Origin of the sequence: Streptomyces sp. NPDC051921 (assembly GCF_040680975.1) — a bacterium.
Classification (GTDB): Bacteria; Actinomycetota; Actinomycetes; order Streptomycetales; family Streptomycetaceae; genus Streptomyces.
Map to the genome: position 1 here is coordinate 157,591 of NZ_JBFAXU010000015.1, position 22,595 is coordinate 180,185.

The following is a 22,595-nucleotide window of genomic DNA, read 5'->3' on the forward strand; positions in this document are numbered from 1 at the left end:
TCCGACCGCCCGGGTGGCGTACGGCGCACAGGAAACCCAGGCCCAACGCGATGGCCATGCCGTAGAACACCCATTTGACCCAGACGGGCCCTCGTCAGGACGCACTCTGACCCAGACGGGCCCTCGTCAGGGCGCGCATTCGTCAGGACGCGCTCTGGCCCAGACGGGCCCTCGTCAGGGCGCACTCTCGTCGCGGACCTCCGCCACGGCCTCCCGGACGTCTGGGTGCGGATCGTCGGCGAGTCCGTCGAGCAGGCGTGCCACTCCCGGCGTGGACCAACGGCCCACCGCCCACACCAGGTTCTCCCGTACGCCGGCTTCGGGGTGGGCGGCGAGCGGAGCCAGCCGGTCGAGCGGCCCCCGTCGGCGCATGCCGAACCAGTGCAGCGCCTCGGACAGCACGGCCGGATCGCCGGGTTCGCCCGCCGCCTCGATCCTGGCGAGCAACACGCCGACGGGCGGCGGCGGACCGTCGAGCGGATGCGGCAGCCGCTCGCGCAGCCGCCGGCCGCCGTACTCTCCGCGCACCCGGCATCCGAAGCAGGTGCAGGGCCGTACGCCGTGCGCGTCCGGTCGGTACCGCCAGCCCACGACCTGGGGCGCGGTCCGGATCCGGTGCACCTCGCGGGGCCGGATCGCCCGGGGTACGAACACCTCCCAGCCCCGCGGGTCGTCGAGCCCCGCGACCCGTCGCACCGCCTCGGCCGCGGGCACCGTGGACTGCGCTTCGCGCGCCCGGTCCGCGTAGTGCCCGACCCACACCGGCTGCGCGTCGTCCAGGCGCACGTGCACGGCCACGAGCCCACCGCGGCTGCCGAAGCGGGCCAGTTCACGCAGCCATTGATGGGTGAGCGTGTACGACGGCAGCACCGGAAAGCAGTACACGCCCCGCACGCCGCCCTGCCCGCGCGAGTCGGCCCGGATCCCGGAACGGCGCAGACGCGGCGCGTTGGCCGCGGACGTCAGGTGTACGAACATCGCCGATGCAGCTGCGGCGCCGCACCCTCGCGCTGCCACGCGCGCAGCACGCCCAGTACATCGCGCAGCTCGTCGACCCGCGGCTCGCTCAATGTCGTCCTCATGCCGCGATGACACACCACCGGGCCGCCGGTCCGCACGCGGTTTCCGAGCGGGCGGGCCCGGGCCCGGGCCCGTCCGGCCCTGAGCCGCCGGCCGGGTCGGCCGGCCCGGTCGGGTCGGGTCGGTCGAGCCGGTCGGGTCCGGTCCGTCCGGTCGGGTCGGTCAGCCCTGAGCAGGTCGCGTCGGTCGGGTCGTGTCGGTCGGGTCCGGTCCGTCCGGTCGGGTCGGTCAGCCCTGAGCAGGCCGCGTCGGTCGGGTCGGTCAGCCCTGGGCGGCGAGGACGCGGGACGCGCCCACCGCCAGGTCCCACAGGTCCTCGCGCGGCAGGCCCGCCTCGTCCCAGGCGGCGAGGACGCGGGTGTGGGGTTCGAGGACGGGTTCGGACGAGAGGGCGAAGGTGGCCCAGTGCATGGGGGCCATGCGGCGGGCGCCGAGGTCCTGGAAGGCGCGGACCGCTTCCTCGGGGTCGGTGTGGACGTCGCCGAGCCACCAGCGCGGGTCGTAGGCGCCGATCGGCAGCAGGGCGAGGTCGATGCCGGGGAGGCGGCGGCCGATCTCGGTGAACCAGTGGCCGTAGCCGGTGTCGCCGGCGAAGTGGATGCGTCGGCCGGAGCGGTCGGTGAGGACCCAGCCGCCCCAGAGGGAACGGCAGGTGTCCAGCAGGGTGCGCTTGGACCAGTGGTGGGCGGGCACGAAGTCGAAGCGCACGCCGTCCAGTTCGGCCGCCTCCCACCAGTCGAGTTCGGTGACGCGGCTGAACCGGCGGCGGGTGAACCAGCGGCCCAGACCGGCCGGCACGAACATGGGTGTGCGGCGCGGGAGTCGTTTGAGGGTGGGTGCGTCGAGGTGGTCGAAGTGGTTGTGGCTGATGACGACCGCGTCGACCGGGGGCAGGTCCTCCCAGCGGACGCCGACGGGGGTGAGCCGGGCCGGGGTGCCGAGGATGCGGCGGGACCAGACCGGGTCGGTGAGGACGGTGAGCCCGCCGATGCGCAGCACCCAGCTGGCGTGTCCGGCCCAGGTGACGGCGAGGGTGTCGGGGCCGGCCTCGGGCAGTGGCCCGGGGGCGAACGGCAGCAGCGGGACGTCGCGCAGCCCTTCGGGCCCGGGGCGTACGGCGCCCTCGCGGGCGAACCGGGCCATGGCCCGTACGCCCGGCAGCGGGGCGGTGAGCCGGTCGGTGAAGCTGCGCGGCCAGTCGTGGCGCAGCCGGCCGAGGGGCTGGAGCGCGGGAGCGGGGGCGGGGGGCGGGGTGTGGGGGGTGCGGGCGGAGTGCGGGGCCCGGGGTGGCCGGGCCGTCTGTTCCGTCATCTCTGCGGCCTCCGTCTGTTCCGTCAACCGTTCGCGAAGCGTCGAGGCGTCGCCGGACCGTCGTCGTCGGGGTTCGTCGACCGGCCCGGCTAGCCGGTCAGTTCTTCGAGGGCCGCTCCGAAGGAGCTCAACGCGCCTGCCACGTGGGGCAGTTCCTCGGGGCGCGGGGATGTGAGGGATCCCGTCCGCTGCTCCTCGGTCCTTCCCAGGAAGGCCGCGGTGTCGAAGCGGACGCGGAGCGCCCCGAGTTCGTCGCCGAAGCGGTGGCCGCCGGGGACCGGGGTGCCGAGCCGTTCGGTGAGGTGGTTCTCCAGTTCCAGGGAGTCGGTGACGCCTCGGGCGGCGAGCCCGGCGCGCAGCGGGCCGAGGTCGGCGTAGACGTGCCGCCCGGCCTGCGGCGGGCGGGCGACACCGCCGGCCGCGAGCACCGCGTGATGCGCCGCGGCGGCCACGCGCCCGTGCACGCGGGCGGTCAGCCGGGCCCGTACGGTCACGTCCTCGGGTTCGTCGAGGGCGTGCGCGGCGGCCGGGGCGAACGGCCCGGGGACGAGCGCGCCGAGCGCCGTGAGGATGTCGAGCGTACGGGCCCGCTGGTCGCCGTAGCCGTCGGCGCGCGCGCCCGCGGCGGGCGGGAAGCGGGCGACGGCCAACGGCCAGGCGGCGGGAGCGAGGGCGCCGGCCAGGTCGGTGAGGACCGTGACGTCGTCGGGGCACATCTCGGCGGGACTGAGCAGCACGGTCTCGTGGGGCCGGTGCAGGGTGTCGCGCCAGGTCTCGTCGCTGATGATGTGCAGCCCCTCGGCCACGGCCGCCTCGCAGGCCTCCCGGACGAGCTCGGGCGGGGCGACGGTCGCGGTGGGGTCGTCGGCGACGGAGATCAGCAGGAGGCGGGGGTCGCCGCCCTCGGCGCGGATCCGGCGGACGGTCTCCAGGAGCGCGTACGGGTCGGGGACGCCGCCGCATTCGGCGGGGGTGGGGACGTGGTACGCGGGGCGGCCGAGCAGCCGTGCCTGCGGCGTCCACCAGGCCGGGCACGGGCGGGGCATCAGGAGGTCACCGCCATGGGCGGCGATCAGGGCGAGCAGGAGGGGCGGGGCGCCGGGCGCGGCGACGACGTCCTCGGCGTGGGTACGCAGTCCGCGCCGCCACCAGTAACCGGCGGCGGCCTCCCGCAGCACGGGCCCGCCGCCGGGGGGTTCGGGAGCGGTGCGGTCGGCCGCGGCGGCGAGGAGGGCGGCGAGGCCGGGCAGCACGGGGAGGCCGGGCTCCGGCGCGGGCGGTCCGTAGCGCACCGGTCCGCGGCCTTCCAGGGCTGTCCGCCGCACGTCCCGCTGCATGTCCCGAACCTCCCAGAGCCTCCGGAGCCTCCTGAGCCGGCGAACCTGCCAGGCGCCCGGCCCGCCGGGGTGCACGCGGAGCTCGCCCGACACCCTTCAGAGCCCTTTATACGGAGGTTCCGCCGGATCCGCCGCTCGTGACGCCGTGCCGGACACCGTGCCGACGCCGTGCCGACGCCGCTCCGGGCGCCGCGCCGGGGGCCGGAGCCGCGACAGCGGCCCTCGCCCGACGGTCAGACGACGGTGACGGGGTGCCGGACGACCGCGTCGAACAGATACCCCTGCGTGTTGTGCACGGCCCGCTCGGGCTGGGTGTTCCCCGCCAGGTCGGTGACCCGGGACAGCAGGGTGACGGGTCCGGGGCCGTGCGGGCGCCAGGGCGTCGTCCAGCGGACCCAGGGCTCGTGCCGGGAGGGCTGGAGGAACCGGGCGGGCCGCCAGCGGGCTCCGCCGTCGGTGGAGACGTCGACCCTGCGCACGGGCGCGTGTGCCGACCAGGCGCGGCCTTCGAGCCGATGCGTGCGGCCGGCCTCCAGGGTGGCGCCGAAGGGCAGTTCGTACGCGCTCTTGAGGGTCTGGCGGGTGAGCGGAGCGCTGCCGCCGGGCGGGTGGGCGGCGCCGAAGAACCGGTAGTGGTCGGTGAACCAGGGCGAGGCCAGCGGGGCGCGCGAGACCTCGATGTCGCCGAGCCACTTGATGGACGCGATGCCGATCCAGTTCGGCACGACGAGCCGGACCGGGTGCCCGTGGTCGTACGGGAGGGGCTCGCCGTTCATCTCGTAGGCGAGGATCACGTCGTCCAGGGCCTTGGCGACGGTCAGCGGGCGGCGCACCCGGCCGAGGTCGACGCCACCGGTCACGTACGAGGCGTCGAGGCCGCGGGGCTGGACGTCGACCGCGTCGGAGGCGATACCGGCCAGCCGTAGCACGTCGGAGAGCCGCGCCCCGCGCCAACGGGCCGCGCCGATCGCCCCGAGCGTCCAGGGGGTACCGGCGACGGACTCGCCCTGCTGGGTGGTGTAGAGGCTGCGGCCGTTTCCGGCGCACTCGATCAGCGCCGTACGGGTGACGGACGGCAGGTCACGCAGCTGCCCGTACGTGAAGCGGACGGGCGTACGGCCGTGCAGACCGTCGCCCCAGACGGTGAGGTGCCAGTCGGAGGCGTCGAGGACGGGCGTGGAGGTGTGGTTCCGTACGAAGAAGCGGTCGACGGGGGTGAGGACCCCGGTGTCCTTGAGGGTCTCGTAGCGCGCCTCCGCGTTCGTCCCGCGCAGGGTGAAGTACTCGGGCGGGAGCGGCTTGAGGATGCCGGGCGCGGCGAGGGAGGGGGCACCGGCGGTGGCGGACGGGACCCCGAAGGCGGACAGCACGGGAGCGGCGACGAGCGCCTTCAGGAGGGAGCGGCGGGCGGGCACGGGCGTCTGTCTCCTCGGCAGGTCGGGAGGGGCGAGCGGAGGGGTGGGCCACACCCTAGGGGCGGAGAGGGGACGGAGGGCGGCCGGCGACGGGGCGTTCATCGTCCTGTCATGTGACAGACCGTCAGGTCGGTTCGTGGGCCGGTGGGCTGAGGGATCCGGCTTGCGGGCCGGGGCCCGGGGGCCCGAGGCGGGGGGCCTGCGGGCCGGCGGGGGGCTGCGGGCCCGCGGGGGACTGCGGGCCCGCGGGGGACTGCGGGCCCGCGGGGGTCCCGAGGCCGGCGCGGGTCCCGAGGCCGGCGGGGGGCCTGAGGCCGGCGGGAGGCCGTCGCCCGGGAGACTGTGCGGATGAACGCCTTCGAGCCGAACCGCGTCGCCGCCGTCCCCTTGAGCGGCGCCCGCCTGGACCTGGAGCCGCTGCGGCTCGATCACGCCGCGGAGATGGCCGGGGCCCTCGCCGATCCCGCGCTGCACTCCTTCATCGGCGGTGCACCGCTTCCGCAGCCCGAGCTCCGGGCCCGCTACGCGCGCCTCCTCGCGGGTCCGCCGGACCCGACGACGACGTCCTGGTGCAACTGGGTGCTGCGCCTGCGCGGGACCGGCGCGGCGGTCGGCACCGTGCAGGCCACGGTGGTGCCGGGCGGCGCGGAGATCGCCTGGGTGGTCGGCACTCCGTGGCAGGGGCGCGGCCTGGCCCGGGAGGCGGCGGCCCTGCTGGCCGACTGGCTGCGGGAGCGGGGCGCGCCGACGCTCGTGGCGCATGTGCATCCGGAGCACCACGCCTCGGCGGCCGTGGCCGAGGCGGCGGGCCTGACGCCGACGGAGGAGTTCGAGGACGGGGAGCGACGCTGGGAGTGGCGCGCGTAGGGGCCGCGAGGGCGCAGGTGGTGGGGAACGCCGGGAGGTGGCGCTCCGCCGTCGCCGGGGTGACGTCGGCATGGCCTCGGAAATGGCGTGGCCGGGGCGGCCGGGGACGCCGGCTGGCGCCCCGACGGCGTGTCCGTCACCGACGACACCGGCGGCCGACTCCTCAGCGAACTCCGATACGGAATTCCCCTGTTCACCTGACACGCGCCTGACCCTGGCCCACATCGCGAAGGTCCACATCATGAGAATGAGGTCTCACATTCCGAATGGGCGGCGTACGGTGATCACAGCGGTGCTCACACCCACGCACACAAGGGAGTCCGGTCATGTCGCATGCCGAAACCGCCGTCTACACCCATGGACACCACGAGTCGGTCCTGCGGTCGCACCGCTGGCGCACGGTGCGGAACTCCGCCGCCTATCTGATCCCCGCGCTCCGGGCCGGGCTGGACGTCCTGGACGTGGGCTGCGGACCGGGCACGATCACGGCCGACCTGGCGGCGCGGGTCGCGCCGGGCCGGGTGACCGCGGTGGACACGGCGGAGGACGTCCTGGTGCAGGCTCGGGCGGCCGCGGCCGAACAGGGGGTGGACAACGTGGAGTTCGCGGTGGCCGACGTCCACGCCCTGGACTTCCCCGACGACTCCTTCGACGTCGTGCACGCCCACCAGGTACTGCAGCACGTGGGCGACCCGGTGCAGGCGCTGCGCGAGATGCGACGGGTCTGCCGGCCGGGAGGCGTGGTCGCCGCCCGTGACAGCGACTACGGCGCCTTCACGTGGTTCCCGGCCCAGCCCGGCCTGGAGCGCTGGCAGGACCTGTACCGGCGGGTGGCGCGCTCCAACGGCGGCGAACCCGATGCGGGCCGCCGTCTGCTGTCCTGGGCACACGAGGCCGGCTTCACCGACGTCACCGCCTCGGCCGGCGTGTGGTCCTTCGCGGGAGGGGACCAGCGGGCGTGGTGGAGCGGCCTGTGGGCCGACCGCACGACCGAGTCGGTCTACGCCCGCCTGGCGGTCGAGGGCGGCCACGCGACCCACGAGGAGCTGACCGGGATCGCCGACGCGTGGCGCGCCTGGGGCGAGGAGCCGGACGGGTGGTTCATGGTCCCGCACGGCGAGATCCTGTGCCGGGTGTGAAGCGGGCCCGGAAGACGGACCCCGGCCTCTCCGGCCCAGCTCCGGCGGCCGCTGCCGAGGGCGTCAGCTCGGGCGCATCCTGAAGTCGTAGGCTCCCGGGAGGGGTTCGTCCGACGTCCGGGACCAGAGCTCGCCCAGCTCCTCGGCGCCTTCCCGCAGGTCCGCGACCTCGAAGCCCGCGTCGAAGACGGCGCCGGCTTCGCCCCTCCGCCCCTCCGCCAGCAGCAGCCGCGCCTCCAGGTAGCGGAAGGCCCCGCGGGCGCGGACGTCTTCCGGGAGCCGGGCCAGCACGCCGCGTGCCTCCCCGACACGGCCCGTGTCCAGGAGCGCGGTCACCGCCTCGCGTCCGAGGGCGGCCGTGACGAGGGGGTCACCGCCGTCCAGGTCGTCGAAGGCCTCCGCGTAACGATCGGCCGCCCGCTGCGGGTGGCCCCCCTCCCGGTCGGCGACGGCCAGGCAGTAGAGCAGCGGCCAGCGGGTGGCCGTGTTCTTGAGGCCGCGCTCCCAGCTCCGTACCGCCTGGGCCAGATCGCCGGCCGCCCACTGGGCGACTCCCAGGTGGTACTCGGTGGACGGATCGGCCGGAGCGGTCTCCAGCATGTCCCGCCACGCGTCCGAGACGAGCGTGGTCCCGGGCCGCGTACCGGTGTCCGTGCCGCCGTCCGGGAGCGCTCCCGTACGCAGCAGGTCCAGCCAGGGCCGCTGCTCCTCCCCCAACAGCTCCTCGGGGAAGGGCGTACCGGGCAACTCGTGCTTCCCGCGGAGCACTTCGAGCGCACCCCAGCCGGAGCCGGTCGCGAGGGACGGGCCCGGTCCGGCGTCGGCGACGACGGCGCGCCACTCCTCGTAGGCCGTGTCGACCCCGTTCCGGGGCAGCGCCGCCTCCAGGGCGTCCTCGACGCTCGCGCGGGCGGCCGTCCAGTCCGGACCGTGCGCGGTGGCCGGGTCGGCGGTCAGCGGACCGTACGCCTCCAGCCAGGAGACCTCCTCCCCCGCCTCCAGGAGCGGGTGCTCCAGCTGGGTGCGGGCGAGTCCGGCCTGGATCTCGGCGTAGCCGGGGGTGCCGGGCTCGGTGAGCCACTCCTGCCAGCGTCGGCCGCCGCGTCCGGTGCCCCACAGGAAGAGCTTGCGGCCGAGCAGCCCGTCGGTGGAGGTCTGCACGAGGCCGTCGCCGTGCTCGTCGAGGGCGGCGATCCAGCGCCGTCGGCCGTCCGGAACGGCGTAGAAGTAGTCGGCGGCGTGGGTGCTCCGCAGCGGGTACGTACGGTCGGTACCGTCGGAGGTACGGGGCAACGGGACGCGTCGCAGGGCGTGTTCGTAGCCGAAGTGCCAGGCCTCGTCCGCGGGGGCGAGGACGCGGCGGTCCTCGGGGACGGCGGTGTTGGACCACCAGTAGCAGGGCACGGCACGCTCGTGCGGGTTGCGGATGCGGATGCCGACGCGCAGGTGCTCGGCGCCGTCCGGCAGCCACAAATCGACCTGGAACGGCAGGTCGCGCAGCCGTTCCCACTCCCACAGGCGCAGCACCGGGCCGCCGTCGGGTCCGGGGACGACCGCCGCGTGCAACGGGGCGCAGGAGAGGGTGGTGTGGCCTCGGGCTCCGATGTTCCACTCGATGCCGCCGGAGAACCAGGCGCCGTTGAGCGCGAAGGCGGCCGGTTGCAACACCGGGTTGCGGTAGAGGAGTTCGCGACCGGTCGGTTTGTGGAACAGGCTGTGGACGCGCCCGCCGAGCCCGGGCAGGACCGTGACGCGCAGCAGGTCGTTCTCGATCTCGATCGCGTCGAGAGCGGTGGGAACGCGCTCGCGCCCGTACCCGTCACGGATCCGGGTGGGGAGCACGGTGCGCAGGGGGGCGCGGCCGAGCTGCCGGGCCATGTCGCGCGGGATCCGGTCCCGGTCGCGCTCGTCGACCACGGGAGCTCCGCTTCCGGTCCCGGGCGCACCGACGAGCAGACGGAGGGCGGGCAGGGGGTTGTCCGGGCCCAACTGCGCCGCGGGCAGGGTGATTACGGCACGTCGTACGGTCGTCATGTCGACCATGGAACACGGCGGAACCACCGCTGGCCAGGGGGTGGACAACGGCCCCCGGGAGGCTTGACCCAGAAATTCCGTTGCGGCGCGGACCGGCCGACCTAGTGTGGTTCCGTCACGGAGGAGCGGCGCGGAAAGGGCGCGGGGCATGAGCGAGCAGCACACCTACCGGGTGATCGTCCGAGGGACGTTCGACGGACTGTCGGAGGAGAGCCGGAGCCGGCTGCTCGCCGAGGCCGACGAGCACGGGCTCGCGGCGATGCAGTTCACGGAGGAGGGCTCCCTCGCCTACGACCGGAACCTGAAGCACTTCTCGTACCGCCTGGTCGTCGTCTCCGACGTGGCGGACGGCGACGAGATGGCGGCGGCGATCGCGGAGGACCGCGTGGAGCAGGCCCTGGAGGCGCTGGGCCACGCCCATGCGAGCCTGAGGTCCACGGTCACCGACATGGACACCATGAAGATCAACTACAAGCGCTGACCTTCCTCGCCGGCACGTCCGGCACCCCCGGCACCCCCGGCACCCCCGGCACCAGCGTGCCCGGATGCTTCCGCCCCGCTCCGGCCCTCGCCGCCGCCCTCGCTCCCGTCGGCCGTGATCGCCCAGCGTTCGTGGTCCCGCCAGGCGCCGTCGATGAACAGCATCGCCGGCGAGAAGCCCTCCAGGCGGAAGCCGGCGCGGCGGACCAGGGCGCGGGAGGCGGTGTTGCCCGGCTGGATGTTCGCCTCCAGGCGGTGCAGGCCGAGCGGCCCGAAGGCGTGCGCGAGGACGAGACCGAGGCCCTCGGAGAGCAGTCCGCGGCCCGCGGCGTGCGCGAAGGCGCCGTAGCCGAGGGCGCCGGAGAGGAAGGCCCCGCGGACGATGTTGTTGACGTTGACGAATCCGGCGATCCGCCCGTCGGCCCGCTCACAGACGAGGAACCCGGCCCGGGCCGGGTCCTCGATCAGTTGCCGCGCATAGGGTGCGAACGCCTCCGCCGTCTGCGGCGGGAACAGCCACGGCGCGTGCAGCCCACGGCTCTCGCGGGCGCGCGCGGTGAACTCCTCCGCGTCGCCGAGGGAGAACGGTCGCAGAGCGACGCGGGGCCCGACAGCGAGATACGCCTCAAGATCGCCAGCCATGCCCCCAGGCTAGCGACCGCGGGCCGGCACCCGGCCTACGGCACGGGCACCCGTCGACGGGGGGCCGGCACCCCGCGCCCGGCACCCGGCAGGTGCCCGGTTGACCTTCGCCCCCATCGCCGCGCAGCGCCGGACTGCGTCGGGGCCGCAGGCCCCGGACCCGGCACCTGGGACCCGGTGGCGGGACCCGGCACCCGGTGACGGGGCCCGGCGGCGGGCGGGACGCCCCGGGCCGCTGACTCCGGCGCCCGGTGACGGGCGCGGTGTGCCGACGCCCGGGCCCCGGTGTCCGTCGACGGGGTCAGCGGCGGGCGGCCGTCACGCGGGCCGGGCACGCCTCGCCCTTCTTCACGACGCCCACCACGACCCGCCCCCGCGCCCCCCGCGCAGCGCCCGGCGCCGGATGCTGGGTGCAGACGCGCCAGCTCGGGGGCCACAGCACACGCCGGTCGCCGCCGCCCACGTCGTGGACGTCGAGCCGCGTCCGCGGGTCGAGCGCGGTGAAGACCCGCCACAAGCCCTTGCCCAGGAGGTCGGGCATGGGCAGGGCCCCTCCCTCGTCCTCCGCCGCGGCGACCGGTTCCGCCGAGCTGACCGCCACGGCCGCCAGCGCGAGGGCGGCGCCCGCGCCGAGGACGGCCGCGCGCTTCACCCGCGCCTCCGGCGGGCGGTCACCCAACCGCCGCAGACCGCGCCGAGCAGGGCGGTCACGAGCAGCGCGAGGGAGAGCGGCGCGGAAACCTCGGGAACCAGGAGCCTGATCCGCACCTGCCGGGTGTTCTCGAAGGCGAGGACGAGCGTCAGGAGCGCGACCGCCGCGGTCGCGATCCGGCCGGGGGTGAAGACTCCGCCCGCCCGGGCCTCGCCCGTGGTCGAGCTCGATGTCTCCTTGAGACTCATGACCGGCCCTCTCCTCCGTCGTTCGTTCCCCCAGGATGGGGGGATTCCGGCGACTCGGCGGCGGTGGAAGCCTCCGTACGAGTGACTTGTCAGACAAGGCGGGACGACTACGGTAGACGTGAGCAGACGTGAGCAGGGCACGGCACGAGCACGAGCACGAGCACGAGGAGGATCCGTGGCAGCCGGCGGACAGCAGCGGCGACCCGTCGTCGCGCTCTACGAACGGATCGCGGACGCCATCCACGACGGCACCTACCCCCCGGGCTCCACGCTCCCCTCCGAACCGAAGCTCGCGGGTGAACTCGGCGTCAGCCGTCCCGCGCTCCGCGAGGCACTGCTGCTGCTCCAGGAGGACGGTCTGCTCACGGTGCGCCGCGGGGTGGGCCGCACCGTCAACGCGCACCCGCCGAGGCGCGGTTTCGAGCACGTCCAGGCCCTGGAGGAACTGCTCGCGGCCGGCGGCCCGCCGCTGCGGGTCCGGGGCCTGCTGCGCTCGGTGGAGGAGCCCACGGACTTCACCACCCAGCACCTGCTGGCCCCGGCCGGGTCGGAGCTGCGCTTCTGGGAGTCCGTGCTGGCCGGGGAGGCGGGGCCGGCGGCCCTGATCCACGAGTGGGCGGCCGCCGACGAGGTCCTGGACCGCGCGCATCCTGCGTTCGCGGAGGCCCTGCGGACGACGGCGGCCCCGGAACGCACGTCGATGCTGGCCGTGCTCGCGGGAGCGTCGCGAGGAGTACCGCTGGCCGCGCACGGCGCGGTCACCGCCACGCTGCTCGGCCGCCGCCGGGGCGAGCAGCTCGGCCGCTCCGCGGACACTCCGGCGGTCCTGGTCACCCAGGTGGTACGGGTCGACGGAACGCCCGTCCTGGCGGCGAAGCACATGCTCCCGACGGGCGCCCCCGCGCTGCCGGTACTGCAGTCGAACTGACGGCGGCACGGCTCGCGGGACGGGCCGGCGGGCAAGGGGCGGATCCCCCTGTCGCCACCGTCACATCACCACCCTCCCCACGTGGCGTACACTTCCCCGCCATGCACTTGTCTGACAACCTTGCCGCCGCCCCTGCCCCTGCCTCCTCCGCCGTCGTCGCCGACTGGATCCGGCAGGCCCCGAAGGCCGTCCTGCACGACCACCTCGACGGCGGGCTGCGCCCCGCGACGATCGTCGAGCTGGCGCGGGCATGCGGATACGCCAGGCTGCCCACCGAGGACCCGGCCGAGCTGGCGGTCTGGTTCCGGGACGCCGCCGACTCCGGTTCGCTGGAGCGGTACCTGGAGACCTTCGCCCACACCTGCGCGGTGATGCAGACCCGCGAGGCGTTGGAGCGGATCGCGGCCGAGTGCGCCGAGGACCTGGCCGCCGACGGGGTCGTCTACGCGGAGATCCGTTACGCCCCCGAGCAGCACCTGGAGGGCGGCCTCACCCTCGACGAGGTCGTCGAGGCCGTGAACGCCGGCTTCCGTGAGGGCGAGCGGCGGAGTGGCGGCCGGATCACCGTCCGCACCCTCCTCACCGGCATGCGGCACACCGACCGCTCCCTGGAGATCGCGCAGCTCACCGTCGCCCACCGGGACAACGGCGTGGCGGGCTTCGACATCGCCGGCGGCGAGATCGGCAACCCGCCGGCCCGCCATCTGCCCGCCTTCCAGCACCTGAAGCGGGAGAACTGCCACTTCACGATCCACGCCGGCGAGGCCGTGGGCGCGGAGTCGATCCACGAGGCCGTGCAGGTGTGCGGCAGCGAGCGGATCGGGCACGGTGTGCGGATCACCGACGACATCGCCGAGGACGGCACGCTCGGCCGGCTCGCCTCGTACGTCCGTGACAACCGCATCGCCCTGGAGGTCTGCCCGACCTCCAACCTCCAGACGGGCGCGGCGAAGGACTACGCCTCGCACCCGATCGACGAGCTGCGCCGCCTGGGCTTCCGGATCACCCTCAACACGGACAACCGGCTGGTCTCCGGCACCACGATGAGCGAGGAGTTCCAGCACATGGTGGACGCCTTCGGCTACGGCCCGGAGGTCTTCGAGGAGTTCACGGTCGCGGCTGTCGAGGCCGCCTTCCTCCCGCTCCCGGAACGCCGCCGTCTGATCGACGAGCTGATCCGCCCGGGCTACGCGGCTCTCGCCACCCGCTAGCCCCCCGGCCCGGACCGAGGGCATCCGCTGCGCGGGGCGGGGGCGCGGGGGGCGGGGCGTACAGGAGAATCCCCGTACGCCGCGCCCCTCACCACCCCCGCACCGCACTGCACCGCACCACCCCCGCACCGGCCCGCGACGTCCCGGCCGGTCCCGGTCCCTGCCCCGGCCGCTCAGCCGACCCGGCCCTGGACCAGCGGAAGTTCCAGCGTGCGCTCGTCCTCCGGCGCGCTGACGATCGTCACCGGCTTGCCCCCTCTGTTGCCGGTGTACGCGGTGTCGCCGGCTGCGACCGTCGCCGTCAGCCTCTCGTGCGCGCCGCCCTCAGACCAGCGCCGGTACGTCCAGCGTGAGCGTTCCCGCCTCCGCGTCCAGGACGGCCGGTACGCCCAGCGGCATCGTCGGCGCGCTCTCGTGGTGCCCGAAGCCCATCTGTTCCAGGACCGGGACGCCCAGCGCGCCGAGCCGGTCGAGCAGGACCGCGCGGACCCCCTCGTACGGGCCGCACTCCTCCCACGAGCCGAGACCGATGCCGGCGACACCGTCCAGCCAGCCGGAGCGCAGGAGCTGGGTGAGCATCCGGTCGAGGCGGTACGGCTCCTCCCCGGTGTCCTCCAGGAGGAGCAGCCCGCCCCGGGCGGAGGGGCGGGCGTGCGGGGTGCCGAGATCGGCGGCGAGGAGGCAGAGGCAGCCGCCGAGGGTGACGCCGTGGGCTCGGCCCGGGACCAGGGCGCGGGCGGAGTCCAGGCCGATGGTCCGCACCGACTCGGGCGCGAAGAGGGTGGCGCGCAGGGACTCCTGGGTGCGGGTGTCCTTGAGGAAGGCCGCGGCGGCGACCATCGGGCCGTGCAGGGTGGCGAGGCCGAGGCGGCCGGCGAAGGCTTCGTGGAGTGCGGTGACGTCGCTGTAGCCGACGAACACCTTGGGGCCCGCGGCCCGCATCGCCGTCCAGTCGAGGAGGTCCGCCATGCGCTGGGCACCGTAGCCGCCGCGGGCGCACAGGACCGCGGAGACGGACGGGTCGCACCAGGCCTCGGTGAGGTCGCGGGCACGGTCCGCGTCCGTTCCGGCGAGGTGGCCGAGGGTGGGGTGGGTGTCGAGGACATGGGGGGCGACGACCGGGTCGAGGTCCCAGCCGCGCAGGATGTCGAGGCCGGCCTGGAGGCGGTCCTCCGGGATGGGGCCGCTGGGCGCGACGACGGCCACGCGGGCGCCGGGGCGCAGCCGGTGGGGGCGGAGCAGTTCCGGGGTCACTTCCTCAGCTCCAGCCGTGGGACGTCGGACCGCTCGATACCGAAGGTCCCGGTGTACAGGGCGAGTTCGGCCTCCAGGCAGCGGATCATCGTGTCGGCCCGGCGGAAGCCGTGCGCCTCGCCCTCGAAGGCGAGGTAGGCGTGGGGCACGCCCCGGCCGGCCATCCGGGCGAGGAACCGTTCGGCCTGGGCCGGTGGGCAGATCACGTCGTCGAGACCCTGGAGCAGCAGGAAGGGGGCGGTGATCCGGTCGACGTGCTCCAGCGGGGAGCGGTCGCGGTAGCGGGCGGGGACCTCGTCGAGGGGACCGATGAGCGACCGGGGGTACTCCGACTCGAAGTCGTGGGTCTCGCCGTCGGCCCAGGCCGCGGGGTCGAGGATGGGGTAGATGATCGTGCCGCAGGCGTAGACGTCGCTGTGGACGAGGGAGGCGGCGGCGGTCCAGCCGCCGGCGCTGCCGCCGCGGATGGCGAGGCGGGCGGGGTCGGCCGTGCCCTCGTCGGCGAGCGCGCGGGCGACGGCGGCGCAGTCCTCGACGTCGACGACGCCCCACTGCTCGCGCAGCCGCTCGCGGTACTCCCGTCCGTAGCCGGTGGAGCCGCCGTAGTTGACCTCGGCGACGCCGATGCCCCGGGAGGTGAAGTAGGCGATCTCCAGGTCGAGGACGAGCGGGGCGTGTCCGGTGGGGCCGCCGTGCGCCCAGATCACATAGGGCGGGAGCCGGTCGCCGGGCGCGGTGCGGTCCGGGTTGTGCGGCGGGTAGACGTGGGCGTGGATCTCGCGGTCGTCGGGTCCGGTGAAGGTGCGGATCTGCGGTTCGGGGTAGTAGGCGGGGTCGACCGGGTCCTCGTGCGGGCAGCCGACGACCCGGGCCCGGCCGGTGCGGGTGTCGAGCTCGACGACCTCGTAGGCGCTGCGGGGGCTGGCGGCGACCCCGACGACTCGGGTGCCGTGGACGGCGAGGGTGGCGGCCCACTCGGTCCAGGGGCCCGCGGCGTCGACCAGTTCGCCGCTGTCGGGGTCGAGTATCCCGAGGGCGGTGGCGCCCTTGCCGTGGACGACGGCGACGAGTCCGCTGTCCAGCGGCTGGAACCAGCTGAGGCCGATCTTCCACAGCGCCCCGCCGAACTCCTCCGGGCGCGGGCAGAGCGCGACCGGTGTGCCGTCCGCGGCGGTGCGGTAGAGGTTCCACCAGCCGCTGCGGTCGCTGAGGTGGAGCAGCTGCCCGTCGGGGGTCCAACCCACCTGGGGCACGGATTCCTCGGGGCCGCCGGCGACGGTGCGGGGGGTGCCGAAGGCGCCGTCCTCGGTGATCTCGGCGAGCAGCACCTCGGTGCCGTCCCAGGGCATCCGGGGGTGGTCCCAGGCGATCCAGGCGGCCTGCCGGCCGTCGGGCGAGAGCCGGGGGCCGGTGACGAAGCGGTGACGTCCGTCGGTGAGTTCGCGGACGCGGGAGCGGTCCTCTGCGGCCGAGCCGTCCAGGGGCACCGCGGCGATCACCCGGCGCACGTCGGTGGTGCCCGGTCCGGTGAACTCCTCCAGGACGCACCACACCTCGCCCTGTTCGGGGCGGAGCACCGGGTCGGCCCAGCGCAGTCCGCCGCCGACGTCGGACAGGGGGGTGAGGGGGCGCGGCGCGGCGCCGTCGGCCGCGTCCGGCTCGTAGGCGTAGAGCCGCTGGTCGGGGAGGTGGCAGAAGACGACGAGCGCCGAGCCGTCCGCCCGCGCGGTGCCCGCCCAGGGCTGACCGCCGTATTCGATGACGCGGCTGCGCACGTTCCACGGGGCCGGCAGCACCGACTCCTCGGTGCCGTCGCCGCGGCGGCGCACGAGCGCACGCCGGCCGCCCTCGGCGGGGCGCGGGACGGTCCACCACACCTCGTCGCCGACGAAACCGACGTGGTCGGGCCGTCCGTCGTGGGCGGCGGCGAGCGCGGCGGCGATGGGTGACGGCCAGCTGCCGTAGGTGGCCGTGGGTGCCATCAGGTTCCCCCCTGTGCGGGTCGTGCGGGCGTCGAACTGCGGTGCGACTAGGCGGATCTCAGGTAGTGGTCGAGGACGCGGACGCCGAAGTGGAGGGCGTCGACGGGGACGCGTTCGTCGACGCCGTGGAAGAGCGCCCCGTAGTCGAGCTCGGGGGGCAGTCGCAGCGGCGAGAAGCCGTAGCCGGTGATGCCGAGCCGGGAGAACTGCTTGGCGTCGGTGCCGCCGGACATGGCGAAGGGGACGACGTGCCCGGCCGGGTCGAACCGCTCGACGGCGGCGCGCAGCCGGGCGAAGGTCGGCGAGTCGACGGGCGCTTCCAGCGGCACTTCGCGGTGGTGGAACTCCCACTCCACGTACGGGCCGGTGAGCAGGTCCATGGTCTCGGTGAACTCGTCCTCGCCGCCGGGCAGCATCCGCCCGTCGACGTACGCCACGGCGTGGCCCGGGATCACGTTGACCTTGTAACCGGCCTCCAGCATCGTCGGGTTGGCGCTGTTGCGGACGGTGGGCCGGACGAGGGCGGCGGCCGGGCCGAGCTTCTCCAGGAGGAGGTCGGTGTCGAAGTCGGGGGCGTCGACGTCGGTGTCGATGCCGTACAGGGCGGCCAGTTCGGTGAGGGCGGCCCGCACGGTGGGGGTGAGCCGTACCGGCCACGTGTGGGCGCCGATGCGGGCGATGGCCTCGGCTAGGCGGGTGACGGCGTTGGCGGTGTTGACCTTGGAGCCGTGTCCGGCGGTGCCGTGGGCGGTGAGCTTGAGCCAGGCGGTGCCGCGCTCGCCCGCCGCGATCGGGTAGAGCGTCATCCCGGGGTCGGGGTGGAAGCTGAAGGCTCCGGACTCGCTGATGCCCTCCGTGCAGCCCTCGAAGAGATCGGGGTGCGCGTCGGCGAGGAAGCCGGAGCCGTCCTCGGCGCTCGCCTCCTCGTCGGCGGTGTACGCGATGACGATGTCCCGGCGCGGTCGGACGCCCTGCCGGGCCCAGGAGCGGACGACGGCCAGCACCATCGCGTCCATGTTCTTCATGTCGACGGCCCCCCGTCCCCACACGACCCCGTCGCGGACCTCTCCCGAGAAGGGGTGCACGGTCCAGTCGGCGGCCTCGGCGGGGACGACGTCGAGGTGCCCGTGGACGAGCAGCGCGTCGGCCGTGGGGTCGGTGCCCGGGATGCGGGCGACGACGTTGGTGCGGCCCGGGGTGCGTTCGAGGAGCGTGGGCTCCAGGCCCGCGTCGGCGAGCCGCTCCGCCGCGTACTCGGCGGCGGGGCGTTCGCGGCAGTCGCCGCCGCCCCGGTTGGTGGTGTCGATCCTGATGAGCTCGGACGTGAAGGTGACGACCTCGTCGAGTGCCGTCGGGTCCGGGCCCCTGTCCTCCTCAGCCATACTGCTCCTCCACGGCGGCCGACACGATCGTGGTGACCGCCTTGAACGTGCGGATTGCCTCGTACATCGTCTCGCTGGTGTAGGCGACCCGCCGCTCGCCACTCCGCTCGGCGCCCGGGACCACCGTCGCGGCGGCGGCCAGGTGCTCGGCGTCGAACTCGAGCTCCACGGTGAACGGTCCGCCTCGGACCGGCTCGTGCCGGACGGCGAGGGAAGCGGCCTCCTTGGCCGCGGCGCGGATGTCGGAGGCCGTGCGGGCCGGGGTGCGGCAGATCGCCGCGTACCGCGACACGTGGTCCTTGACCGCGACCTTGAGCGCCTCCGGCGCGTAGCCGAGGGCGTCTTCGCAGGTCAGGTCGTCGCCGGTGACGAGGACGACGGGGACCCCGAACTCGGCGACCACGTGCGCGTTGAGCATGCCCTCGCCGGCGCGGACTCCGTTGAGCCAGACGCCGGTGATCGAATTGGCCAGGTAGGTGTGCGCGAGGACGCCCTCGGCGCCCGCGCCGGTGTGGTACCCGACGAAGGCGATGCCGTCGACATCGCCGTGCTGGACGCCCTCGACCATCGACAGCGACTTGTGCCGCCCGGTGAGCATCTGGGCCCGCTCGTCCAGGCGCTCCAGGAGAAGATTGCGCATGGACCAGTGCGCCTCGTTGATCAGGACCTCGTCGGCGCCGCCGTCGAAGAAGCCGAGCACGGCCGCGTTGACGTCCGAGGTGAACATGGACCTGCAGCGCTCCCACTGGGGCGTGCCGGGCAGCACGTCGGCGGGCCACGTCACACCGGTCGCGCCTTCCATGTCGGCGCTGATCAGGATCTTCATGCCTGGCACCGTACGCGCCTCCCGGCGGGCCCGACCACCCCTGTGGAAAAGTGTCGAAGGCATGGACCGGTGGCGGTGATTCGGGCGAATCCTTTCATCAGGTGCGTATAGGCTGACGGGCGCAGTTTTCGTCGTCCCGCGTACCCCAGGAGACCCCTCGGTGACCACCTCGCTCGCCCCGTCCGAAACCCCCTCCCCCGTCGACAGCGCCCTCGACACCGGCGAGTGGGTCGAGCCCGCCGCGCAGGCGGTCGCCGAGGCCGTGGTCCGCGACGCGCGCGAGTTCGGGGTGTACGCGCGGACCGGCGGGTGGACGTTCGCGCTGAAGGTGGCGCGCAGCGTGCGGCCCGGCGGGCAGGCGGCCGAGGGCTCGGAGAAGGTGTCGGCGAAGGCCTTCGCGGAGCTCGCCGGCTGCTCCCCCGAGCGGGTCATGCGCTACTACAAGGCGTGGGACATGGCCGCCGACGACGGTCTGGTGCCGCAGTTCGAGGCGCTGGTCCCCGGCGAGGACGTCGAGCTGCCCGAGGCGGACGTCTGGCTGTCGTACTACTCCTCCCGCAACAGCGCGACCTCCGTGCGCGGCCACGCGATCACGGCGGCGGCCGAGGCGGAGGGCATCAAGGCGACGAAGGCGCTGGAGGTGGCGGAGAACCCGACGGCGCTCCGGGCCGCGATCCTCGCCGACCCGGGCACCGCCGAGGCCGCGCGGGGCGCGCTGCTCGACCGGATGAAGGAGGACCCGGCGCTGCAGACCGAGATGGCCCGGGCCATCGCCCGCACCGGCGACCTGAAGAAGGCGGTGGCGCACGAGGCGAAGGCGGCGGACCGCATCGAGTACGTCCGGCAGATCGCCGAGGGCGGCCGGATCAGGACGCCCGCCGGGCAGACCGTCGAGGCGCCGGCCGAGCTGCGCGCGGAGGCCGAGCGGCACCTCACGCTGATCGACGAGCTCGACGACTCGGAGGAGGCCGGCGAGTGGGCCGGTGAGGCCTACGACACGGTGAGGACGATGGTCGCCCGGACCGTCGAGGCGGACCCGGCGCTGCGGGTCCAGGAGCGCCGGGCGAAGTTCTACAACAGTCTGCAGAAGGCGACGAAGGTCTTCGAGGAGCTGACCCTCGACGAGGTCCTGGAGGAGGACGTCGTCGAGGACGACATGCTCCAGCGCCTGGAGGCCCTGCAGGAGGCGATCGGCGCCTGCATCAGCGCCCTGCGCAAGGCCACCACCGCCTCCTGAAACCCCGCGTACCCGGGGGCGGGTCTCCCGGGACCTCACCCCCGGGACGACGGGACCCGCGGAAACCCCGTCCGGTCCTCAGTCCTCGTGCCCGAGCTGGAGGTCGCGTTCCGTGCGGCCGCCGCCCGCGAGCTGGAGCACGGTCGCGACCGGGGGGTAGCCGGCGGTGATCACCGTGTACTCGCCCGAGGACAGGTCCACGAACCGGAAGGTGCCGTCCGGGCCCGTCGTCAGCGTGTCGACCACGTTCCCGGCGGCGTCGAGCAGGGTCACGCGGGCGTCCTCGACGGGCCGCCCGCCGCCCGCCCGTACCGTCCCGCGCAGCACGGCGCCGCCCGCCAGCTCGATGTCCTGGCGGGTCTCGCGGGAGGCCTGGACGCTGACCGGAAGCGCGGCCGGGCGGAACGCGGGGGCGCTGGCCGCCAGGGTGTACTCGCCGGCGACCAGCTCGCCGATGACGTAGCCGCCGTCGCGGCCGCTGCGGGTGGAGGCGACGACCTCGCCGCGCACGTCGGTGAGGGTGACGGCCGCGTCCCGGACAGGAGTTCCGTCGGCGGTGACGACGGCGCCGGCGAGCCGCCCCGCGCCACCGAGGACGACGTCCAGCTCGACGGGGCGCTCCCCCACGGTGACGGAGACGGCCTGCGGCTGGTGCCCGCCGGCGGCCGCGATCAGGACGTACGCGCCGGAGCCGGGCACGCTGAGCGCGTAGCGCCCGTCTTCGCCGCTGGCTCCGCGGCCGATCTGACGGCCCTGGACGTCGATGAGGGTGAGCGCGGCCCGGGGCACGCAGCTGCCGTCGTGGTGCTGGACGGTGCCGCAGACGGGCACGCCGGCGAGCGGCGGAGCGGCGGCGGGGGCGGCGGCCCGGGCGTGCGGGACGGGGGTGGCGGGGGCCTCGGTGGTGGGGGTGTGGTGGGACACCAGCGGTTTCTCCTTGAGGAAGAAGGCGAGGACGAGGCCGAGCGCGAGGACCGGCACGAGGTAGAGGAAGATCCGGGGCATGGCGTCGGCGTACGCCTGGACGAAGGCGTCGCGCAGCGCGGGCGGCAGTGCGTGGACCGCCTGCGGGGTGATCGAGTCGGCGGGCGGCAGGGCGGCGCCGTCCCTGGGGAGCCGGTCGGCGAGGGCGTCGTCGAGGCGGGCGGCGAAGAGGGTGCCGAAGATCGCCGCGCCGACGCTGCCGCCGATCTGGCGGAAGTAGTTGTGGGCGCTGGTGGCGGTGCCGAGGTCGGCGGGGCGTACGGAGTTCTGGACGGCGAGCACGAGGACCGGCATGACGAGACCGATGCCGACGCCGAGGACGGCCTGCCAGAGGCTGTGGGTCAGGCGCGGGGTGTCGGTGTCCATGCGGGACAGCAGCCACATGCCGAGGGCCGAGAGGGCGCCGCCGACCAGGGGGTAGAGCTTGTAGTGGCCGGTGCGGCTGATGAGCTGGCCGGAGACGACGGAGGCGACGACGATGCCGCCCATCAGCGGGAGCATCAGGAGACCGGACTCGGTGGCGCTGGCGCCCTCGACCATCTGCAGGAAGGTCGGCAGATAGCTGGCGGCCCCGAAGAGGGCGATGCCGACGACCGCGCCGACGAGACCGGTGACGGTGAACACGGAGTCGCGGAACAGGCGCAGGGGGATGAGCGGTTCGGGAGCGAGGCGCTCGACGAGGAGGAAGAGGGCGGTGGCCGCGACGGCGCCGCAGCCGAGCCCGAGGATGACCCGGGAGTTCCAGGCGTACTCGGTGCCGCCCCAGCTGGTGAGCAGCACCAGGCAGGTGGAGGCGGCGGCGAGGAGGACGGCGCCGAGGACGTCGAACCTGGCCCGGGCGGTGGGCTTGGGGAGCTTCAGGACGAGCGCGACGACGACGAGGGTGAGCAGTCCGAACGGCACGTTGAAGTAGAAACACCAGCGCCAGGAGAGGTGGTCGGTGAAGAAGCCGCCGAGCAGCGGCCCCGCGACCGAGGCGAGACCGAAGGCGGCGCCGATGAGGCCCATGTAGCGGCCGCGTTCCCGGGAGGGGACGATGTCGGCGATGATCGCCTGGACGCCGATCATCAGCCCGCCGGCGCCGGCGCCCTGGAGGGCGCGGAAGGCGATGAGCTGGTCCATGGTGCGGGACCAGCCGGCCAGACCCGAGCCGATGACGAAGACGACGATCGCGAAGAGGAACACGCCCTTGCGGCCGAGGAGGTCGCCGAGCTTCCCGTAGACGGGGAGGCCGATGGTCGCGGTGAGCAGGTAGGCGGTGATCGCCCACGACATCCGGTCCAGGCCCTGGAGTTCGCCGACGATCTTCGGCAGGGCCGTCGCGACGATCATCTGCTCGAGCGCGGCGAGGAGCAGCGCGAGCATCAGTCCGCAGAAGACGAGCCGGACGCGGCGCGGGTCGAGCGCGGCTTCCGGTCCGGAGGACCGCGCCGCCCGACCGGCGGGTGGGCCGGTCGGGCCGGTCGGGCCGGTCGTGTCGACGGCGAGGTGCGGCTCCGGGCCCTCGGCGTCCCTGGCGTCCTCGGCCAGCGTGATCGCACCCACGTGCTGCTCCCCTCGTCACGGCGTCTGCGCGCGCCATTCTT

General features: G+C 74.7%; 19 protein-coding genes. 6 read left to right on the top strand and 13 right to left on the bottom strand.

The annotated features are described in order from the left end of the window. Positions 1-174: 174 nt before the first annotated feature. From AB0M16_RS21250 to AB0M16_RS21265, 4 genes are all read right to left on the bottom strand, one after another. Positions 175-978, bottom strand: a complete 804-nt coding sequence (locus tag AB0M16_RS21250) for a HEAT repeat domain-containing protein (protein WP_365345064.1) — start codon at positions 976-978, stop codon at positions 175-177. Between the two features lie 363 nt (positions 979-1,341). Then, positions 1,342-2,391 carry an MBL fold metallo-hydrolase gene (locus AB0M16_RS21255; protein ID WP_365345066.1) on the bottom strand — a complete coding sequence of 350 codons (1,050 nt, stop codon included), beginning with the start codon at positions 2,389-2,391 and terminating at the stop codon, positions 1,342-1,344. An 89-nt stretch (positions 2,392-2,480) separates the two neighbouring features. Then, positions 2,481-3,728: an aminotransferase class I/II-fold pyridoxal phosphate-dependent enzyme gene (locus AB0M16_RS21260; protein WP_365345068.1), complete on the bottom strand. Its 1,248-nt coding sequence runs from the start codon at positions 3,726-3,728 to the stop codon at positions 2,481-2,483. A 233-nt stretch (positions 3,729-3,961) separates the two neighbouring features. After that, positions 3,962-5,098, bottom strand: coding sequence for a sulfite oxidase (locus AB0M16_RS21265; protein WP_365345160.1), 1,137 nt, complete (start codon positions 5,096-5,098; stop codon positions 3,962-3,964). 393 nt (positions 5,099-5,491) lie between these two features. Between AB0M16_RS21265 and AB0M16_RS21270 the strand changes: the two genes are divergently transcribed. Both AB0M16_RS21270 and AB0M16_RS21275 read left to right on the top strand, forming a co-directional pair. Further along, on the top strand, positions 5,492-6,010 hold the full coding sequence (locus tag AB0M16_RS21270; RefSeq protein WP_365345070.1) for a GNAT family N-acetyltransferase: 519 nt from the start codon (positions 5,492-5,494) through the stop codon (positions 6,008-6,010). A gap of 326 nt (positions 6,011-6,336) precedes the next feature. Continuing rightward, positions 6,337-7,149, top strand: a complete 813-nt coding sequence (locus tag AB0M16_RS21275; RefSeq protein ID WP_365345072.1) for a methyltransferase domain-containing protein — start codon at positions 6,337-6,339, stop codon at positions 7,147-7,149. Positions 7,150-7,212: 63 nt separating this feature from the next. Here the strand turns inward: AB0M16_RS21275 and AB0M16_RS21280 are convergent, their stop codons facing one another. Then, a complete protein-coding gene (locus AB0M16_RS21280; RefSeq protein ID WP_365345074.1) occupies positions 7,213-9,183 on the bottom strand; it encodes a DUF5107 domain-containing protein in 1,971 nt (656 codons plus the stop codon). A gap of 148 nt (positions 9,184-9,331) precedes the next feature. On the opposite strand from AB0M16_RS21280, the gene AB0M16_RS21285 reads away from it, so the two are divergent. Next, positions 9,332-9,664 (top strand): DUF6204 family protein, encoded by a 333-nt coding sequence (locus AB0M16_RS21285; RefSeq protein ID WP_365345076.1) that lies wholly within the window; start codon positions 9,332-9,334, stop codon positions 9,662-9,664. Here AB0M16_RS21285 and AB0M16_RS21290 read toward each other — a convergent pair. The 3 genes from AB0M16_RS21290 to AB0M16_RS21300 form a co-directional block, all read right to left on the bottom strand. After that, complete coding sequence (locus tag AB0M16_RS21290; RefSeq protein WP_365345078.1) at positions 9,652-10,305, bottom strand: GNAT family protein; 654 nt, start codon at positions 10,303-10,305, stop codon at positions 9,652-9,654. The two genes, AB0M16_RS21285 and AB0M16_RS21290, sit on opposite strands and share 13 nt — an antisense overlap. Before the next feature lie 301 nt (positions 10,306-10,606). Continuing rightward, positions 10,607-10,957, bottom strand: a complete 351-nt coding sequence (locus AB0M16_RS21295; RefSeq protein WP_365345080.1) for a hypothetical protein — start codon at positions 10,955-10,957, stop codon at positions 10,607-10,609. Continuing rightward, positions 10,954-11,205 (bottom strand): LapA family protein, encoded by a 252-nt coding sequence (locus AB0M16_RS21300; RefSeq protein WP_365345082.1) that lies wholly within the window; start codon positions 11,203-11,205, stop codon positions 10,954-10,956. The genes AB0M16_RS21295 and AB0M16_RS21300 overlap by 4 nt, the downstream gene beginning before the upstream one ends. A gap of 175 nt (positions 11,206-11,380) precedes the next feature. Here AB0M16_RS21300 and AB0M16_RS21305 point away from each other — a divergent pair, with 175 nt between their 5' ends. After that, a complete protein-coding gene (locus tag AB0M16_RS21305; protein WP_365345084.1) occupies positions 11,381-12,133 on the top strand; it encodes a GntR family transcriptional regulator in 753 nt (250 codons plus the stop codon). Positions 12,134-12,234: 101 nt separating this feature from the next. Further along, complete coding sequence (locus tag AB0M16_RS21310; protein WP_365345086.1) at positions 12,235-13,344, top strand: adenosine deaminase; 1,110 nt, start codon at positions 12,235-12,237, stop codon at positions 13,342-13,344. A gap of 324 nt (positions 13,345-13,668) precedes the next feature. On the opposite strand, the gene AB0M16_RS21315 is transcribed toward AB0M16_RS21310, so the two are convergent. The 4 genes from AB0M16_RS21315 to AB0M16_RS21330 are packed head-to-tail and all read right to left on the bottom strand — an operon-like array spanning position 13,669 to position 18,788. Beyond that, on the bottom strand, positions 13,669-14,598 hold the full coding sequence (locus AB0M16_RS21315; protein ID WP_365345088.1) for an LD-carboxypeptidase: 930 nt from the start codon (positions 14,596-14,598) through the stop codon (positions 13,669-13,671). Continuing rightward, the gene (locus AB0M16_RS21320; protein ID WP_365345090.1) at positions 14,595-16,580 is read right to left on the bottom strand and encodes a prolyl oligopeptidase family serine peptidase; all 1,986 of its coding nucleotides are present in this window, start codon (positions 16,578-16,580) and stop codon (positions 14,595-14,597) included. The genes AB0M16_RS21315 and AB0M16_RS21320 overlap by 4 nt, the downstream gene beginning before the upstream one ends. A gap of 47 nt (positions 16,581-16,627) precedes the next feature. Beyond that, positions 16,628-17,962: a M20/M25/M40 family metallo-hydrolase gene (locus tag AB0M16_RS21325; protein ID WP_365345092.1), complete on the bottom strand. Its 1,335-nt coding sequence runs from the start codon at positions 17,960-17,962 to the stop codon at positions 16,628-16,630. Then, complete coding sequence (locus tag AB0M16_RS21330; protein ID WP_365345094.1) at positions 17,955-18,788, bottom strand: M55 family metallopeptidase; 834 nt, start codon at positions 18,786-18,788, stop codon at positions 17,955-17,957. The genes AB0M16_RS21325 and AB0M16_RS21330 overlap by 8 nt, the downstream gene beginning before the upstream one ends. A gap of 160 nt (positions 18,789-18,948) precedes the next feature. On the opposite strand from AB0M16_RS21330, the gene AB0M16_RS21335 reads away from it, so the two are divergent. Then, complete coding sequence (locus AB0M16_RS21335) at positions 18,949-20,025, top strand: hypothetical protein (protein ID WP_365345096.1); 1,077 nt, start codon at positions 18,949-18,951, stop codon at positions 20,023-20,025. A 78-nt stretch (positions 20,026-20,103) separates the two neighbouring features. Here the strand turns inward: AB0M16_RS21335 and AB0M16_RS21340 are convergent, their stop codons facing one another. Then, a complete protein-coding gene (locus AB0M16_RS21340; protein ID WP_365345099.1) occupies positions 20,104-22,554 on the bottom strand; it encodes an MFS transporter in 2,451 nt (816 codons plus the stop codon). Positions 22,555-22,595: the final 41 nt, after the last annotated feature.

Excerpts from the sequence above, each read along its gene's own strand:
- AB0M16_RS21250 (WP_365345064.1), bottom strand. The coding sequence starts at position 978 with ATGTTCGTACACCTGACGTCCGCGGCCAACGCGCCGCGTCTGCGCCGT.
- AB0M16_RS21255 (WP_365345066.1), bottom strand. The coding sequence starts at position 2,391 with ATGACGGAACAGACGGCCCGGCCACCCCGGGCCCCGCACTCCGCCCGC.
- AB0M16_RS21260 (WP_365345068.1), bottom strand. The coding sequence starts at position 3,728 with ATGCAGCGGGACGTGCGGCGGACAGCCCTGGAAGGCCGCGGACCGGTG.
- AB0M16_RS21270 (WP_365345070.1), top strand. The coding sequence starts at position 5,492 with ATGAACGCCTTCGAGCCGAACCGCGTCGCCGCCGTCCCCTTGAGCGGC.
- AB0M16_RS21275 (WP_365345072.1), top strand. The coding sequence starts at position 6,337 with ATGTCGCATGCCGAAACCGCCGTCTACACCCATGGACACCACGAGTCG.
- AB0M16_RS21280 (WP_365345074.1), bottom strand. The coding sequence starts at position 9,183 with ATGACGACCGTACGACGTGCCGTAATCACCCTGCCCGCGGCGCAGTTG.
- AB0M16_RS21285 (WP_365345076.1), top strand. The coding sequence starts at position 9,332 with ATGAGCGAGCAGCACACCTACCGGGTGATCGTCCGAGGGACGTTCGAC.
- AB0M16_RS21290 (WP_365345078.1), bottom strand. The coding sequence starts at position 10,305 with ATGGCTGGCGATCTTGAGGCGTATCTCGCTGTCGGGCCCCGCGTCGCT.
- AB0M16_RS21300 (WP_365345082.1), bottom strand. The coding sequence starts at position 11,205 with ATGAGTCTCAAGGAGACATCGAGCTCGACCACGGGCGAGGCCCGGGCG.
- AB0M16_RS21310 (WP_365345086.1), top strand. The coding sequence starts at position 12,235 with ATGCACTTGTCTGACAACCTTGCCGCCGCCCCTGCCCCTGCCTCCTCC.
- AB0M16_RS21320 (WP_365345090.1), bottom strand. The coding sequence starts at position 16,580 with ATGGCACCCACGGCCACCTACGGCAGCTGGCCGTCACCCATCGCCGCC.
- AB0M16_RS21325 (WP_365345092.1), bottom strand. The coding sequence starts at position 17,962 with ATGGCTGAGGAGGACAGGGGCCCGGACCCGACGGCACTCGACGAGGTC.
- AB0M16_RS21330 (WP_365345094.1), bottom strand. The coding sequence starts at position 18,788 with ATGAAGATCCTGATCAGCGCCGACATGGAAGGCGCGACCGGTGTGACG.